Annotated in this window: 14 protein-coding genes; 7 read left to right on the top strand and 7 right to left on the bottom strand. The window is 64.2% G+C overall.

Features of this window, described 5'->3' with window-relative positions; translation table 11 throughout:
- Positions 1-70 precede the first annotated feature (70 nt).
- The 3 genes from IVA78_RS16830 to IVA78_RS16820 form a co-directional block, all read right to left on the bottom strand.
- On the bottom strand, positions 71-412 hold the full coding sequence (locus IVA78_RS16830; protein ID WP_247466598.1) for a hypothetical protein: 342 nt from the start codon (positions 410-412) through the stop codon (positions 71-73).
- 289 nt (positions 413-701) lie between these two features.
- Complete coding sequence (locus tag IVA78_RS16825) at positions 702-2147, bottom strand: glutamine synthetase family protein (RefSeq protein WP_247466595.1); 1446 nt, start codon at positions 2145-2147, stop codon at positions 702-704.
- A gap of 149 nt (positions 2148-2296) precedes the next feature.
- Complete coding sequence (locus tag IVA78_RS16820) at positions 2297-3655, bottom strand: aromatic ring-hydroxylating dioxygenase subunit alpha (RefSeq protein ID WP_247466592.1); 1359 nt, start codon at positions 3653-3655, stop codon at positions 2297-2299.
- 109 nt (positions 3656-3764) lie between these two features.
- On the opposite strand from IVA78_RS16820, the gene IVA78_RS16815 reads away from it, so the two are divergent.
- Positions 3765-4550: an IclR family transcriptional regulator C-terminal domain-containing protein gene (locus IVA78_RS16815; protein WP_247466588.1), complete on the top strand. Its 786-nt coding sequence runs from the start codon at positions 3765-3767 to the stop codon at positions 4548-4550.
- A 65-nt stretch (positions 4551-4615) separates the two neighbouring features.
- Positions 4616-4948: a PRC-barrel domain-containing protein gene (locus tag IVA78_RS16810; protein WP_247307715.1), complete on the top strand. Its 333-nt coding sequence runs from the start codon at positions 4616-4618 to the stop codon at positions 4946-4948.
- 51 nt (positions 4949-4999) lie between these two features.
- Here the strand turns inward: IVA78_RS16810 and IVA78_RS16805 are convergent, their stop codons facing one another.
- Together IVA78_RS16805 and IVA78_RS16800 are read right to left on the bottom strand one after the other, a co-directional pair.
- Positions 5000-5395 (bottom strand): group II truncated hemoglobin, encoded by a 396-nt coding sequence (locus IVA78_RS16805; RefSeq protein ID WP_247466585.1) that lies wholly within the window; start codon positions 5393-5395, stop codon positions 5000-5002.
- Between the two features lie 69 nt (positions 5396-5464).
- Positions 5465-6373, bottom strand: a complete 909-nt coding sequence (locus tag IVA78_RS16800) for a helix-turn-helix transcriptional regulator (RefSeq protein WP_247418663.1) — start codon at positions 6371-6373, stop codon at positions 5465-5467.
- A 120-nt stretch (positions 6374-6493) separates the two neighbouring features.
- Between IVA78_RS16800 and IVA78_RS16795 the strand changes: the two genes are divergently transcribed.
- The 4 genes from IVA78_RS16795 (at position 6494) to boxB (ending at position 12593) form a co-directional block, all read left to right on the top strand.
- Entirely contained in the window at positions 6494-8035 is a 1542-nt protein-coding gene (locus tag IVA78_RS16795; protein WP_247281846.1) for a benzoate-CoA ligase family protein, read from the top strand.
- A 257-nt stretch (positions 8036-8292) separates the two neighbouring features.
- Positions 8293-9111, top strand: coding sequence for an alpha/beta hydrolase (locus tag IVA78_RS16790; protein WP_247281845.1), 819 nt, complete (start codon positions 8293-8295; stop codon positions 9109-9111).
- A 192-nt stretch (positions 9112-9303) separates the two neighbouring features.
- On the top strand, positions 9304-10992 hold the full coding sequence (gene boxC, locus IVA78_RS16785; protein WP_247466581.1) for a 2,3-epoxybenzoyl-CoA dihydrolase: 1689 nt from the start codon (positions 9304-9306) through the stop codon (positions 10990-10992).
- A 149-nt stretch (positions 10993-11141) separates the two neighbouring features.
- On the top strand, positions 11142-12593 hold the full coding sequence (boxB, locus tag IVA78_RS16780) for a benzoyl-CoA 2,3-epoxidase subunit BoxB (protein WP_247281843.1): 1452 nt from the start codon (positions 11142-11144) through the stop codon (positions 12591-12593).
- A 174-nt stretch (positions 12594-12767) separates the two neighbouring features.
- Here boxB and IVA78_RS16775 read toward each other — a convergent pair whose 3' ends face one another.
- Both IVA78_RS16775 and IVA78_RS16770 read right to left on the bottom strand, forming a co-directional pair.
- Positions 12768-13577 carry an SDR family oxidoreductase gene (locus IVA78_RS16775; protein WP_247466578.1) on the bottom strand — a complete coding sequence of 270 codons (810 nt, stop codon included), beginning with the start codon at positions 13575-13577 and terminating at the stop codon, positions 12768-12770.
- A gap of 149 nt (positions 13578-13726) precedes the next feature.
- Positions 13727-14785: a polysaccharide deacetylase family protein gene (locus tag IVA78_RS16770; RefSeq protein WP_247466575.1), complete on the bottom strand. Its 1059-nt coding sequence runs from the start codon at positions 14783-14785 to the stop codon at positions 13727-13729.
- A gap of 164 nt (positions 14786-14949) precedes the next feature.
- On the opposite strand from IVA78_RS16770, the gene IVA78_RS16765 reads away from it, so the two are divergent.
- Positions 14950-16344: an OmpA family protein gene (locus IVA78_RS16765; protein WP_247281840.1), complete on the top strand. Its 1395-nt coding sequence runs from the start codon at positions 14950-14952 to the stop codon at positions 16342-16344.
- Positions 16345-16346: the final 2 nt, after the last annotated feature.

Raw genomic sequence — 16346 nt, 5'->3', positions numbered from 1 at the left:
ATCCAGGATCCTCCGCGGCAGTCTGGATTGCTTCGCTTCGCTCGCAGTGGCGGTCGTGAGAGCTGCGCCCTCACCAATAAATCCCGTGGCGATGCAGTTCGCGGATCACGCGCGCTTCGACGGAGGGCTGGCGTCGCTTCGCCTTGCTGCTGCCGGTCGTGCTGCTCGCGGGCGTGGCAGTCGACTGCGCGGCTGTTGCGGCGGTTGCAGCAGGTGTGGCTGGTGGCTGCGTGGGCGTCGTTATGGCCTGAACGGCCGCGGGCCCTGCCGGAGCCTGGGTCGACTGCGGCGCGACCGCCGCGGCGGGCTGCTCGGCCTGGCTCGCATCGGTTGCGGCGAGGCTCAGCGGGCCAGCAGCAAAGGCTTCTGTTGCAACCAGCGACAGGGCCGCGATCAGAATCAGCTTGCGCATGGAAGTGCCCATTTGGCCAATGCGTCTTACCTATTCGGTCCGGCAGGAAGCTAACGCGCTAGCCGATGCGTCCCGATCTCAATCAGGGTGGTCCGGCAGGAGAGATGATAGATCAGGCTGAATATTTGGTCCCACATGATCGAACTCCGTTGTTCATCACGGGCCAATCTAGACCCGGCGTCTTTCCGCCGGTTTTCGAGGGATGGGGAAAATGGCTTCGTCGGACGGCAGCCGGATGTCGTCGGAACAGGTGGGACGAAGTCGCCTCACGGAGGCGTGAGCGCCTCGATTAAAACATCTCGAAATATTCGCGGTGCTCCCAGTCGGTTACCTCAGACAGGAAGCGATCGATCTCGGCGTTCTTGATGTGGGTATAATAGTCGACGAACTCCGGCCCGAGCTTTTCGCGGAAGAACGGATCGTCCTTCAGCGCAGCGACGGCGTCGCGCAGCGATTTCGGCAAGAGCGGCGCCTTGGTCTCGTAGGGAGTGTCCGCCGATGGGCCGGGATCGAGCTTGCGGTCGACACCGTCGAGGCCGGAGAGAATCTGTGAGGCCATGTAGAGATAGGGATTGGCGGCGGGCTCGCCGATGCGATTCTCCAGGCGCGTCGCAGCATCGCCGGGCGCGCCGAGCACGCGGATCATCACGCCGCGATTGTCGCGGCCCCAGATCGCGCGGTCCGGTGCCAGCGAATAGGAGCGGTAGCGCTTGTAACCGTTGATGGTCGGCGTGGTGAACAATGTGGAGGCGCGCGCGTGGTCGAGCAGGCCGGCGAGGTACGCTCGGCCGAACGCGCTGAGCGGCTCGCTGTCCTTTGCCGTTTCCTTGGCCATGAACAGGTTCTCGCCATTTCCGCGCGAGACGATCGATTGGTGCAAGTGCCAGCCGCTCGCGAACACGTTCGGCAGTTTCGGCCGGCACATGAAGGTGGCGTGATAGCCATGCCGGCGCGCGATCTGCTTTATGGCGGAGCGGAACAGCACCATGTTGTCGGCGGGCTCCAGCCCCTTCTTCGGCGCGAAGGTGAACTCACACTGGCTGGGGCCGAACTCGACCTCGACCGAGCGCAAGGGCAAGCCGAGCGCGACGATGTCACGCCGCAAAATCTCCAGCACCGGCTCCATCTGATCGAAGCGCTGCTCCGTGAGATATTGATAGCCGTGGCTGAGCAGGCTCACCGAGGGCGGCGTGCCGGGCTGGCCGGCGTCCTCGGGCCGCATATGCGCGTCGTCGAGCTTGAAGACGTGGAATTCGACCTCGAGCCCGGCGACGAAATCATGGCCGCGGCTTGCGAGGTCATCGAGAACCTTGCGATACAGCGCCCGCGTTGCGAACGGCACGGCGCGGCCATCGTTGAAATAAAGGTCGCACAGCACCCAGCCTGTGGCGGGCGCCCATGGCAGCACGCGAAAAGTGCTGGGATCGGCGACCATCAGCACGTCGGCTGCGCCCTCCATCTCCTTCATGCCGAAGCCGCCGCCGGAGGTGAACACCGGAAACACCGTGCGATGCGAGCTGTCCTTGGCAAGCATGGTCGTGGTGATGGAGCAGCCGCTCTCCAGCGACGCGAGAGCTTCAGCGGCGATGATGGTCTTGCCGCGCAAGATGCCGTGCTGGTCGGGGAAGGCGAGGCGGATGACCTCGAGGTTCTTTTCCTCGACGATGCGGCGCATGCGCGCCGCCGCGTCCCTCTGCTCATCCGACCACAGCGCATGGCGCGCGACGAAAGTCACTTTGCTACTCCTAAAGCCGTAAGGCGCGAGGCCGCTGCAACATACCCCGTCATTGCGAGCGCAGCGAAGCAATCCAGGGTCTTTCCGGAGAGGCAGTCTGGATTGCTTCGCTGCGCTCGCAATGACGAAGGAGGGCCCTGCATTCCGCGCTACTCCGCCGCCGTCAGCCGGTGCACGTTGTCGGCGATGTCCTTCGGCACCGGCGCGGTCCATGGCGCGCCGCGGCGGCGCTTGACGTCGACCTCCATCCAGTAGGTCTCCCAGCCCCGCGTCGGGCCAATGCCGTCCATGGTCGCCGGTCCCTGGATGCTGCGCGCGTTGGCCTCGTCCAGGAACAGCATCGGCTTCTCGCCGCCCGACACCTTCTCGATCTCCTGCCGCAGCAGGCGGCGATATTGCACGATCGCCTTGTCGCTCTGGCCGAGATGCTCCTTGGTGCGGTCCTGGATCGCGCCCATCGATTCCACCGCCCACTGGTCGTGGACGTTGATGTCGGTGCCCATGCCGGTGTAGGTCGCGGTCTGCTGTTCGTGCGGATCGAAGCCGTAATCGTTGCTGCGGTTCTTGCGCGATTTGTAGTCGGGCAGCTCATAGAGCTCGAGCCGCTGCTCGCGCATCTTCGTCTTGTCCACCGGGTTCGTGTAGCTGGTGAAGATCGCGTACCAATAACAGTTCTCGTCGTCGACCGGCACGTGCCACTGCGTGATCGTCATCTCCGTGCTCATGGGGATGACGAAGCCATGTGGAAAGAGCTGATTGGTGACGCGCACATGGGTGCGCTCCTCGTCGATCTCGCGCAGCGCGATCAGCCTCAGACCGTATTCGGTATGCTCGACGTTGATAATTGGACGGTCGTATTCGCGCAGGATCTTCGTCATCGGCAAGTCAGAGCCGGCGGAGGCACCGCGGAATTGCTTGCCGTAGGCGGTGGACGTGTCCTCGTCCTCGAAGAAGCGGTGCAGATAGGAGGCGTGCGCGGGGTCGATGCCGACCTCCAGCGCCTGGAGCCAGTTGCAGGCCATGTGGCCCTTGAAGGCGAACGTGTGCGTGCCGGGCGCAACAAAGCAGTCGAGCTCCGGGAATGCCGGCGGCGCACCTTCGCCGAGATAAGCCCAGAGGATGCCGCTCTTCTCGACGACGGGATAAGAGCGCTGGCGAATGTTCTGACAGAGCTTGGAATCCTTCGGCTCGGCCGGCGTCTCGATGCACTGGCCGGTGGCGTCGAACAGCCAGCCATGGAAGGCGCAGCGCAGGCCGCCATGTTCGAGCCGACCAAAGGCGAGGTCGGCGCCGCGATGCGCGCAATGGCGGTCGATCAGGCCGTACCGTCCGGTCTCGTCGCGGAACAGCACCAGGCTCTCGCCGAGCAGTTTTACGGGACGGATCGGCCGCGCACCCTCTAGCTCGTCCACCAGCGCCGCCGGCTGCCAGTAACTCCGCATCAGTCTGCCGCAGGGGTCCTTGGGCCCGGTGCGGGTGATCAGGTCGTTCTGCTCCTGGCTCATCATGGCGCGTAAATCCTTGTGCGGGGAGTTTGTTCGCCTATTGAACTAATGGGCGAATTATGACATGCTTGGGCGCGGCAGCAAGCACTATTTTGCAGGAACATCCAAAGCCATGCCCAAGCTGAAGCGGAGCGAGAGTGAGGAGCGCGCGACGGATTTCGTCGAGAGTCTCGATCGCGGTTTGCGGCTGCTCCAGTGCTTCGGCACCAACCCCGGCCCGATGACGCTAAGCGATCTCGCCCGCGCCGCCGATCTGCCGCGCGCCACCGCGCGGCGCATGCTGTTCACGCTTCAGCGCGGCGGCTTCGCTTCCGGTGACGGAAAGCTGTTCTCGCTGACGCCCCATGTGCTGACGCTGGCAGCGTCCTATCTGCGCTCGAACCAGCTCGTCGTGGTCCTTCAGCCGGTCCTTGATCGCATCGCAATCGGCGCGCAGGAGATCGCGTCGCTCGCGGTGCTCGATGGCGATGACGTCGTATTCATCGCGCGCGGAAGCCCTGCGCGCGTATTCTCCGGCGGTCTCGAGATCGGCTACCGCCTTCCGGCCTTCTGCACCTCTGTCGGTCGCGCAATGCTCGGCCAGTTCGATGACGCCGATCTTGCTGCGCGACTGAAGACCATGAAGCGCGAGGCGCTGACGCCGCAGACGGAGGTTGATCCAAAAGCGCTGCTCGCGCGCATCACTGCCGACCGCGCGCAGGGCTATTCGCTGGTCGACCGCGAGGCGGAGCCGCATTTCCGCTCGATCTCGGTTCCCGTCCGGCGCTATGACGGCGTGATCGTCGCCGCCATCAACATGGGGGCTCACGTCGACCGCGTGCCGGCACAGGAGCTGCTCGACCGTTTCCTGCCGCTGTTGCGCGAGGGCGCGGAATTGGTGCGCTCGCAGCTTCTGTAGCTGCATTCCCGTCGTCTCGAAAGCGGTGTTATAATGAGCAAGCACAAGAGAACAGGGAGGACGCCATGCACCATACCATGGTTCCCAGTGATCGCGTGGAGCACGTCGCCGTGTACGGACGCGACGGGACGAAGCTCGGCACGATCGAGCGACTGATGCTGGACAAGATGAGCGGAATGGTCGCCTATGCCGTGATCAAGACTGGCGGGCTGCTCGGCACCCGTCACCATTACCCTCTCCAGTGGAGCGCGCTGAAATACGATCCAAGCCGGCAGGCGTTCCAGACCGAGTTGACGCTGGACGAGCTCAGCAGCGGCCCATGCGAGTTCGACGGCGATGCGTTCGACTGGGGCGACCGCTCGCGGTCCTACCCGCATCCGCATTACTGGTCGGTCTAGCCGCGTCGCAGCTCGTGTGGGCGGGCTAAAGGTCGGCAGCACCACGCCCGATCAATTCCGGTTGCGCATCCAGTCGGCGAGACCGGACAGCGCCTTGGCGAGGTCCTGCCGCGCGTTCGTGTCACTGACCGTCTCCTCCAGCGCGCCGCGCATGCAGGCCATCCATGCGTCGCGCTCGGCATCACCGATCGCAAAGCCGATGTGGCGCTGGCGCAGCCGCGGATGGCCTTTCTCGACGGAGTAGAGCCGCGGGCCGCCGGTCCATTCGGTCAGATAGCGCTTCAGCACGTCCCTGATCAGACCGAGGTCGGCCGCATGCATCGCGCGGATGACTTTCGCTTCCGGCAGCGTGTCCATGCGCTCGTAGAAGCGATCGACCAGCCGGTCGATCGTGGCACTGCCGCCGATCCGCTCGAACATGGAGATTGCGACGTCGCTATCGGTCATCGGTCTTCGCTTGCTGTTGGGCTGGGATATAGTGAAATTGGAGGGTGTAGATGCAGCGAGGAAGGGATCCTACAGCGCGAGGCTGCGCAGGCCGAAGCTGCGCGCTTCGTTCTGCAGCACCGGGCGGACCGCGTCGATCAGCCGTGCGGCCGCGGCATCGACGGACAGGCCCGCGGTGTCCACCACCGCGGTGGCGCGCGAATACAGCGGTTCGCGGCTGAGCAGGATGTTGCGCAGCTCGGCCATCGCCGAGCGATCGTCCGCCATCGGACGCAGATCGCCCTGGCGGCGGACGCGGGCCATGTGCTCCTCCGGCTCGGCCTTCAGCCAGATCGTATAGAACGACGACAGGATCTGGTCGAAGGTCAGGGGCTCGGAGACGATGCCGCCGCCGGTCGCCAGCACCATCAGCTCGTTGCGCGCGAGCAGCTGCTGCAGCGCCGCCTGCTCCATGCGGCGAAAGCCTTCCTGGCCGTACAGCGCAATGATCTCGGCGACCGAGAGCCCGTTCTGCTGCTCGACCTCCTTGTTGAGCTCGACAAAACTCCAGCCGATCTTCTTCGCCAGCATCCGGCCGAGAGTGGATTTGCCGGCGCCGCGTAGGCCGATCAGCGCAATGCCGCAGAACGGCGCGCGCCGCGGTGCAGACGCGCTGCCGCCGGCGAGCAGATCCTTGGCTTGTGCAATCTGCGCCGGTGTCGCCTTGCGCAGGAGATCGCGGAACATCTGCCAGTCTGGCGTTGGATCGGCGCTAGGAAGCAGGTCTTCGAGATGTGCACCCATCGCATCGGAGACGCGGCGGAGCAGCACGATCGAGACATTGCCCTTGCCGCTCTCGAGTTGCGCGATGTAGCGCTCCGAAATCCCTGATACTTTGGCGAGCACTTTGCGCGACATGCCGCGCAGCGCGCGCATGGTGCGCACGCGCTGGCCGAGCTGTTCGAGAAATCGGGATTCGGCGTCGGGACTTTCGATCATGAGTCTTCTTTAGCGGATGTCCTGCGGCGCGTTTTAATGAAACATAATGCCTGCTGGCATTGACAGCAAGCCGCCACGGTGTCTTTCTATGAATTATAATTCTAAATTGGGGAGACGTCCGTGAGCGAGGGATCCTACAACGCGGTGACCTGGCTGCTCGACCGTAACGTCGAGGAGGGCAGGGGAGGCAAGCCTGTCTTCGACGACACCGTCTCGCGGCTCACCTATGGCGAACTGCAGCACCAGACGCGCCGCGCCGCCAACATGCTGCGCCGGCTCGGCATCCGTCGCGAGGAGCGCGTGGCGATGATCATGTTGGATACGGTCGACTTCCCGATCGTGTTCCTGGGCGCGATCCGCGCCGGCATCGTGCCGGTGCCGCTCAACACGCTGCTGACCGCCGATCAGTACGCCTACATTCTCGCCGATTGCCGCGCCCGCGTGCTGTTCGTGTCTGAGGCGCTCTATCCCGTCATCAAGGACGTCGTCGGCCGCATGCCCAATCTCGAGCACGTTGTGGTCTCCGGCGACAAGCAGAATGGCCACAGGCAGCTCGCCGAGGAGCTCGCGGGCGAGAGCGACCAGTTCACCACCGCGGCGACGCATCCGGACGAGCCGGCGTTCTGGCTCTATTCGTCGGGCTCCACCGGCATGCCCAAGGGCGTGCGCCATCTGCATTCGAACTTGCAGGCGACCGCGGATACCTACGCCAAGCAGGTGCTCGGCATCCGCGAGAGCGACGTCTGCCTGTCCGCCGCAAAGCTGTTCTTCGCCTATGGCCTCGGCAATGCGCTGACCTTCCCGATGTCGGTCGGCGCCAGCGTGATCCTGAACAGCGAGCGGCCGACGCCGGCACGCATGTTCGACCTGATGAACCGCTACAATCCTTCGATCTTCTACGGCGTGCCGACGCTGTTCGCGGCCATGCTCAACGATGAGTCGATGAAGAACGAGCGCGGCGGCAAGGCGTTGCGCATCTGCACCTCGGCCGGCGAGGCGCTGCCGGAATCCGTTGGTCGTAGCTGGAAGGCGCGCTTCGGCGTCGACATTATTGACGGTGTCGGCTCGACCGAGTTGCTCCACATCTTCCTGTCGAACGCGCCCGGCGACATCAAGTACGGCTCCTCCGGCAAGCCGGTGCCGGGCTATGCAGTGCGGCTCGTCAACGAGGCCGGCGAGGACGTCGCCGATGGCGAGATCGGCGAGCTCCTGGTCGATGCGCCCTCCGCTGGCGAGGGTTACTGGAATCAACGCCACAAGAGCCGCCGTACTTTTGAAGGCCCGTGGACCCGAACCGGCGACAAATATGTCAGGGATGCCGACGGCCGCTATACCTTCTGCGGCCGTGCCGACGACATGTTCAAGGTCTCCGGCATCTGGGTCTCGCCCTTCGAGGTCGAGAGCGCACTGATCACACACCCGGCCGTGCTGGAAGCCGCTGTCGTGCCTGAGGCCGATCCGGAAGGGCTATTGAAGCCAAAAGCCTTCGTCGTGCTGCGTCCGGGTGCGAAGACGACGGACTTGCAGGAGATGCTGAAGGAGCACGTCAAGCAGAAGATCGGCCCGTGGAAATATCCGCGCTGGATCGACGTGGTGGATTCGCTGCCGAAGACGGCGACCGGGAAGATTCAGCGGTTCAAGTTGCGGGAGGGGGCGAATTGAGCGGGCCTATGCGACGTGCGACTCGCGCGCGCGGCAAACTCCGCTGCGCTCCCTCCCCCCTTGTGGGGGGAGGGCGGGGGAGAGGGGTAGCCAAGCAATCGGTCATTGTCGTCGCGCAACGATGTTCTTCGTCACACCGGGAGTTCCCGTGTGGCACCCCTCTCCCTAGCCCTCCCCCACAAGGGGGAGGGAACGACCGAGCGAGCCGCGCGTGATTGCGTCCCACGCTGGATACGACGAGAGAGAAGAGTAACACCATGACCAACCTCACCCCCACCGGTTTCCTCAGCATCGATGGCGCCTGCCTCGAATACAAATGGCTCGCGCCGCAAGCTGCAGACGCGCCCAGCATCGTCATGCTGCATGAAGGCCTCGGCTCGCTCGCGCAGTGGGGCGACTTCCCGGACAAGCTTCAGCAAGCCACAGGCGCCGGCATCTTCGTCTATTCGCGCGCAGGCTACGGCCAGTCGAGCAAGGTCGCGCTGCCGCGGCCGCTCGATTACATGCAGCGCGAGGCGCTCGACGTGCTGCCGAAGCTGCTCGACATGATCGGCTTCAAGCGCGGCCTCCTACTCGGCCATTCCGACGGCGCCTCGATCGCGACGATCTATGCCGGCGCGCATCAGGATCATCGCCTGAGCGGCCTCGTTCTGATCGCGCCGCATTTCATCGTCGAGGACGTCTCGGTGAAATCCATCGCCGCGATCAAGACGGCCTTCGAGACCACGGACCTTAGGGCCAAGCTCGCGCGCTGGCATCAGGACGTCGACAACGCGTTCTACGGCTGGAACGGCGCCTGGCTCGATCCAAAATTCCGCGACTGGGACATCTCGGAATACCTCGCCTATATCCGCGTTCCCGTCATGGTCCTGCAGGGCGTGGACGACCAATACGGCACTCTGCGTCAGGTCGAGATCGCGCAGGAGGAGTGCTACTGCCCGGTCGATCTGAAAATCATTTCAGGTGCGGGGCATTCCCCGCATCGAGAGGCGCCGGCGGCGACGCTCGAGGCGATCGCGCAATTCGCGAAAGCGGCCCTGCGCGACGATCGGGGCCTGCAAGGACGCGCCGCATGATGGCGGCGGCGTGACAGGTCCGAGACCGCGTAGGACCGCAGCGGGCTCGTAATATCAAGGCAGTCTTGGCCGGCATCGGCATGAAACAAAGTGCATGACGTGGCAGTTAATGGCTAGACGCATCCAAAAAGATGCATTATTGTGCATCTAACGCTACGGCGAAAATGCATAATCAAGCTTAGGGTGTGACCCATGGCCGGGGAAGATCGGCGCCTCGCAGGCGGCGCGACGTTCATCGATTTCCAGACAGACCCGTCCCGCTACCGGCATTGGAAGCTCGCGGTCGATGGCGACGTCGCGACGCTGATCATGGACGTCGACGAGAATGGCGGTCTGTTCGAAGGCTATCTTCTCAAGCTCAACTCCTACGATCTCGGTGTCGACATCGAGCTCGCGGATGCGATCCAGCGGCTGCGCTTCGAGCATCCCGAGGTGAAGGTCGTCGTGATGCGCTCGGCCAAAAACCGCGTGTTCTGCGCCGGCGCCAACATCCGCATGCTCGCCGGCTCCACCCACGCTCACAAGGTCAATTTCTGCAAGTTCACCAACGAGACCCGCAATGGCATGGAGGACTCCTCGGAGAATTCCGGCCAGCGCTTCATCACCGTGGTGAACGGCTCGGCGGCCGGCGGCGGCTATGAGCTCGCGCTTGCGACCGACTACATCATCCTCGCCGATGACGGTTCGTCTGCCGTTGCCTTGCCCGAAGTGCCTTTGCTCGCCGTGCTGCCCGGCACCGGCGGACTGACCCGCGTCGTCGACAAGCGAAAAGTGCGCCGCGACCACGCTGATTTCTTCTGCACCATCGAGGAGGGCGTGAAGGGCAAGCGCGCCGTGCAATGGCGCCTCGTCGATGAGATCGCGCCGAACTCAAAGCTGGAGGCGAAGATCGCCGAGCGTGCCAAGGAATTCGCGGCCGCCTCGAAGCGCAAGGGGAGCGGCAAGGGCGTCGCGCTGACGCCGCTCAAGCGCCTGATCGACGAGACCAGCATCCGCTACGGCTTCGTCACGGTCGACATCGATCGCACCGCGCGCATCGCTACCATCTCCATCAAGGCGCCGGAAGCGGCGCCGCCGGCCGACATTGACGGCATGATGGCGCAAGGGGCTTCGTTCTGGCCGCTCCAGGTCGCGCGCGAGCTCGACGACGCCATCCTGCATCTGCGCATCAACGAGCTCGAGATCGCCATGCTGGTGTTCAAGAGCCATGGTGACCGCGCTCATGTGCTTGCCAGCGACGCCTTCCTCGAAGCCAACAAGGCGCACTGGCTGGTCAATGAACTCAGGCACTACTGGAAGCGAGTCCTCAAGCGCATCGACGTCACCTCGCGCACGCTGGTGACGCTGGTCGAGCCCGGCTCCTGCTTCGCCGGCACGCTCGCCGAGCTCGTGTTCGCTGCCGACCGCTCCTACATGCTGATCGGCACGCGCCAGGGCGACAACCGCCCGCCGCCGTCGATCGAATTGTCCGCGATGAATTTCGGCCCGTATCCGATGAGCCATGGGCTGACGCGGCTTCAATCGCGCTTCCAGGCTGATCCGTCCGATGTCGAGCGCGCGGAGGCGACGCTTGGCACCGCGCTCGACGCCGAGCAGGCGGAAGAACTCGGCCTCGTCACCTTCGCGCTCGACGACATCGATTGGGACGACGAGGTCCGCGTGTTCCTCGAGGAGCGCGCCAGTTTCTCGCCCGACAGCCTCACCGGCATGGAAGCGAGCCTGCGCTTTGTCGGTCCCGAGACGATGGAATCAAAAATTTTCGCGCGCCTCACCGCGTGGCAGAACTGGATCTTCCAGCGCCCCAACGCTGTCGGCGAGGAAGGCGCGCTGCGCCGCTACGGCAGCGGTCAGAAGCCGAAATTCGATATGACGCGGGTGTGACAACTTTCGTGTCCCGGGCGCGCTGCGGCACGAAGTGACGCTGCGCAGAACCGGGACCCCGCTGGACCAGACAATGGGTCCCGGCTCTGCAGCGCACCGCTTCGCGTTGCGCAGCGTCCGGGAAACGAGACAGACCAAGGAGCACGGCCATGAACATGAATATCATGAACGTCGACTACTCGACCAAGATCCCGAACAACGTCAATCTCGCCGAAGACCGCCAGGTGCTCAAAGCGCTGGAAGGCTGGCATCCCGGCTACATGGACTGGTGGAACGACATGGGGCCAGAAGGCTTCCAGGAATCGCTGGTGTACTTGCGCACCGCTTATTCGGTCGATCCGCGAGGCTGGGCCAAGTTCGACTATGTCCGCATGCCCGAATATCGCTGGGGCATTTTGCTTGCGCCGCAAGAAGAGAACCGCGTCGTGCCCTTCGGCGAGCATTACGGCGAGCCGGCCTGGCAGGAAGTCCCGGGCGAGCATCGCGCCATGCTGCGCCGCCTGATCGTGATCCAGGGCGACACCGAGCCCGCCTCGGTCGAGCAGCAGCGCCATCTCGGCAAGACCGCGCCGTCGCTCTATGACATGCGCAATCTGTTCCAGGTCAATGTCGAGGAAGGCCGTCACCTCTGGGCGATGGTGTATCTGCTCCAGAAATATTTTGGCCGCGACGGCCGCGAAGAAGCCGATGATTTGCTGCGCCGCCGCTCGGGCGATGCCGATGCGCCGCGCATGCTGGGCGCCTTCAACGAGGCGACACCGGACTGGCTGTCCTTCTTCATGTTCACCTATTTCACCGACCGTGATGGCAAGATGCAGCTGCATTCGCTGGCGCAGTCGGGCTTCGATCCGCTGTCGCGCACCTGCCGCTTCATGCTCACGGAAGAGGCGCATCACATGTTCGTCGGCGAGACCGGCATCACCCGCGTCGTGCAGCGCACCTGCGATGCCATGCGCGAAGCCGCTATCACCGACCCCACCGACATCGCAAGAGTCCGCGCACTAGGGGTGATCGACCTGCCGACCATCCAGAAGAAGCTGAATCTGCACTACACGCTGTCGCTCGACCTGTTCGGCTCGGAAGTGTCGACCAATGCGGCCAATGCCTTCAACGCCGGCATCAAGGGCCGCTACCACGAGACCCAGATCGAGGACGATCACCAACTCAAGAACGCCACCTATCCGGTGCTCAAGTTCATCAACGGCGAGATCAAGCTGGTCGATGAGCCGGCGCTGACCGCGCTCAACATGCGCCTGCGCGACGATTACAGCCAAGACTGCGTCAAGGGCATGCTACGCTGGAACAAGGTGATCTCGACCGCAGGCTACGACTACAAGCTGACGCTGCCAAATGTCGCCTTTCATCGCCACATCGGCGAGTTCAAGGATATCCATGCTACGCCCGACGGCATCCTGATCGACGAGGCGACCTGGGCCAAGCGCAAGGACGAATGGCTGCCGTCGGCAAGCGACGGCGACTTCATCACCTCCTTGATGCAGCCCGTCACCGAAACCGGCAAGTTCGCCTCCTGGATTGCGCCGCCAAAGGTCGGCATCGACAACAAGCCCGGCGATTTCGAGTATGTGAAGATCGAGTCGTAAGCGTCGGGCCTGAGGCTCGCGCAACACAAACGGTGTCATCACCCGCGAAAGCGGGTGATCCAGCATTCCAGAGGTAGTCCTGGCTTTGCCGAGAAGCCGCGGCGTACTGGATGCCCCGCCTTCGCTGGGCATGACGGCGCGCGTGAGGCGAAAGCATCGAACCCCCGCAACCCCTCAGCTATCCCATCCGCTCCCCTTGATCCCCGGATTCGCATAGACGATGCCGCCGTCGACGGCGATGGTCGCGCCCACGACGTAATCCCCCGCGCGCGAGGCGAGATAGATCGCGGCGCCCGCCATGTCCTCGTCAGTGCCGATGCGCCCCGCGGGCACCCGCGTTGCGACCTCGTCGCCATGGTCGCGCGCGGCGCGGTTCATGTCGGACTGGAACGGCCCCGGCGCGATCGCCGTGACCACGACGTGGTCGGAGATCAGCTTCACCGCCATGCGCCGGGTCAGATGTATCAGTCCGGCCTTGCTCGCGGCATAGGAATAGGTCTCCATCGGATTGACGAAGATGCCGTCGATCGAGGCGATGTTGATCACCTTCGCCGGCCGTTCGGCGGAGGCTGCCGCGCGCAAGGGGCCGGCCAGCGCCTTGGTCAGGAAGAACGGCGCCTTGACGTTGAGGTCCATCACTTTGTCCCAGCCGCTCTCCGGAAACTCGTCGAAATCCGCACCCCAGGCCGCGCCCGCATTGTTGACGAGGATGTCGAGCTTCGGCTCGCGCTTGATGATCTCGGAGGCCAGCCTGTCGCAGCCTTCGACCGTCGAGATGTCAATCGGCAGCGCGATGCATTCGCCGTCATATCGCGCGCAGAGCTCCTTGGCGGTCTGCTCGCACGGCCCTGCCTTGCGCGCGGTGATGTAGACCTTCGCAGCACCTGCACTGAGAAAGCCCGCCGCGATCATCTTGCCGATGCCGCGCGAGCCACCGGTCACGAGCGCAACGCGGCTTTTGAGTGAATACAGATCGTTGAACATGGTGCCTCCCTTCGGTTGTCACGCGTTGTGGGCGCGGCCGGGAGGGGAGTCAATCTTGTCATCTCGGAGCGCCTGGGCGCATTGATCCACTCGGCGTCGTCCCGGCTAGGGCCCATGGGCCGCCGTCCGGACGACGGATGCGGTTGATGCTAAGCCGCCGCAATCCTGCGAAAGCCGTTCCACATCGCGGTCGCGGCGCCCGAGGTCAGCACCGGCAGAATTCGTGTGTCCTGGTAGTTGCCGTTGAGCGAAACGCGCGGCAGCGCGGTCATGTGGCCGGCGTTTTCGGCGAACAGCATGCCGGGCCGCGTGGTCACTGCCGTCTTGAACCCGGCTGCCGCAGCGAGCGCGAATTCACGCGCGCCCGCCGCTTCACGGTCGCCATAGGGATAGGCGAAGTGCTGCACGGGACGGCCGAGGGCTTGCTCGATCCGCGCGCGGCTCACCGCCATCTCGTGCGCGGCGATCCCCTCCGCCTGTTTGGCGAGATTGCAATGGCTGATGCTGTGTGCGCCGATCGTGACCAGGGGATCGGCGGCCAATGTCTTCACCTCGTCCCACGACAGGCAGAGGCTGCGGCACAGCGCTTCCATGTCGATGCCGTAATTCGTGCAGAGGCCTTCGATCTCGCGCTTGAGATCGTGTTCGCCCGGTAGCGCGCGCAGCCAGTCGTGCAAACGGTCGAATGCCGCCTGCTTGGCGGCGGGCGTCGTCGCATCGAGCCGCAGCGTGGAATGGCCGATTTTCACGTCGATCTGCTCGGCCTTGGCGATCGCCGCTTCCAGCGCCGTCCACCACAGACGTCCGGTGCCCTCGGCGAAATCGCTCGCGACATAGACCGCGAGAGGCGCGTCAAATTCGCGCAGCACCGGCAGCGCATGATCGAGATTGTCGCGATAGCCGTCGTCGAGGGTGAAGGCGGCGAAGCGGCGATCGAACCGGCCATGCACCAGCCGCTCATGCAACTCGTCCATGCCGATGATGTCGATGTCGCGCGCGCGCAGATGGCACAGCGTGGCGCGCAGGAATTCGGGCGTGACCTCGAGATGACGGTTCGGCTGGAATGCGGCCTCGCGGGCCGGCCGCACATGGTGCAGCATGAAAATGGCACCGACGCCCGACAAAAGCGGGCGCAACAGATGGTGCGCCCCGCTGAAATAGAGTGCTTCCAGCCCGGCGCGGATGACGTTGTTACGCAGTTGCTTCATGGCCGGCTGGCGGACTCTGGCATTCCGCCTTCAACTTACGGGAGAACCCTTGAACAAAAAGTTATTCCAATTGTCGACGCCGGGCCTCCAGAAGGGCACCATTTCCGGTTTGACAGCCTGCCAAGGGTTTGTTTTGTCTCCGGTTCCAGAGTTCGGGTCGTCGAATGCAGAAGCTTTTCAGGTGGGCCAGCAAATGGTGGCCAGGGCTGATCCCCCTTGTCGTCATGTGGGGATTTGCGGCCTGGAATAACACGTTGCCGGTCGAGGCGGACCTGTCGGCCCGCAGCGCGGCGGCGCTCAAGGATACCGTTCTGGACAAGACCCGGATCGCGGTCGACGGCCGCGACGTCAGCCTGGCGGCGGATGCGTTCTCCGAGGAAGGACGCCGCGATGCCGTGACGGCGGTCGAAGCCGTCCCCGGTGTGCGGCTGGTCGACGACCGGACCCGCCTTGTTCCCGAGGCCAAACCCTTCGTCTGGAATGCCGAACGTGACGTGGTGCGGGTGACCCTGTCGGGCTCCGCGCCGCTGCCCTCGATGCGGGCGCGTCTGACCGAGGCGGCGCGCAAGGAAGTCGCCGGCGTCGAGGTGACCGATCAGATGGGCTTGGCGCGCGGTGCGCCGCCACGGTTCGAGGCCGCCGCGACATTGCTGCTCGATCAGATTGGCAAGCTCAAGGACGGCAAGATCACGATAACCGACACCAAGGTCAATCTGTCGGGCATGGCGCGCGAACTCGGTGGTCGCGAGGCGATTGCGGCCGCACTGAAAAACCTGCCGGAGGGTTTTTCGATCGCCGCCAACGACGTCAAGGCGCCGCCCTACATCTTCCAGGCCTACAAGGATCCGGTGGCCGCGACGCTGACGCTGACAGGCTATGTCCCGGACAGCAATGTGCACGCGGCGATCGCAACCAGCGCCTCGCGAAAGTTCTTCAACGAGAAGGTCGTGGACAATCTCAAGGCCAGCATCGGGGCGCCCGGCTCGTTCAACACCGCCATTGTCGCAGCGCTCGGCGCGCTGTCGCGGCTGTCCACCGGCACGCTCGTGGTCACGGATCGCGAGGTGAAGCTGTCGGGCGATGCACTCTATGAAGGTGCCGCCAGTGACATCCGCGCAGGGCCGGGCAAGGACTTCCCGAAGAACTGGCAATACAAGCCGGAGATTACGGTGAAGCCTGCGGCAGGCCCCGTCGACGGCACCGTGTGCCAGCAATTGTTCTCGGATCTCCTGGCCAAGGGCAAGATCCGCTTCACGGCGAAGCGCGCCGATATCGATCCGGATTCCGCCGGCATTCTCGACCATCTGATCGAGACGGCGTTGCGCTGTCCCACCGCCAATATCGAGGTCGCCGGGCATACCGACGCCGACGGCGAGGATTCCTTCAACCTGGCTCTCTCGGAGAAGCGCGCGCAGGCGGTGATCGATTATCTGGTCAAGGCCGGCCTGCCCGCCAGCCGCTTCACTGCGGTCGGCCACGGCAGCACGCAGCCCCTCGCCGGCAACGACACCGACGACGGCAAGGCGCAGAACCGCCGCATCGAATTTCTGGTGAGGTGATG

Origin of the sequence: Bradyrhizobium sp. 137 (assembly GCF_023074095.1) — a bacterium.
Taxonomy (GTDB): domain Bacteria; phylum Pseudomonadota; class Alphaproteobacteria; order Rhizobiales; family Xanthobacteraceae; genus Bradyrhizobium.
Note: the sequence above shows the minus strand (reverse complement) of the source record. Positions and strands in the feature narration are given on the sequence as shown.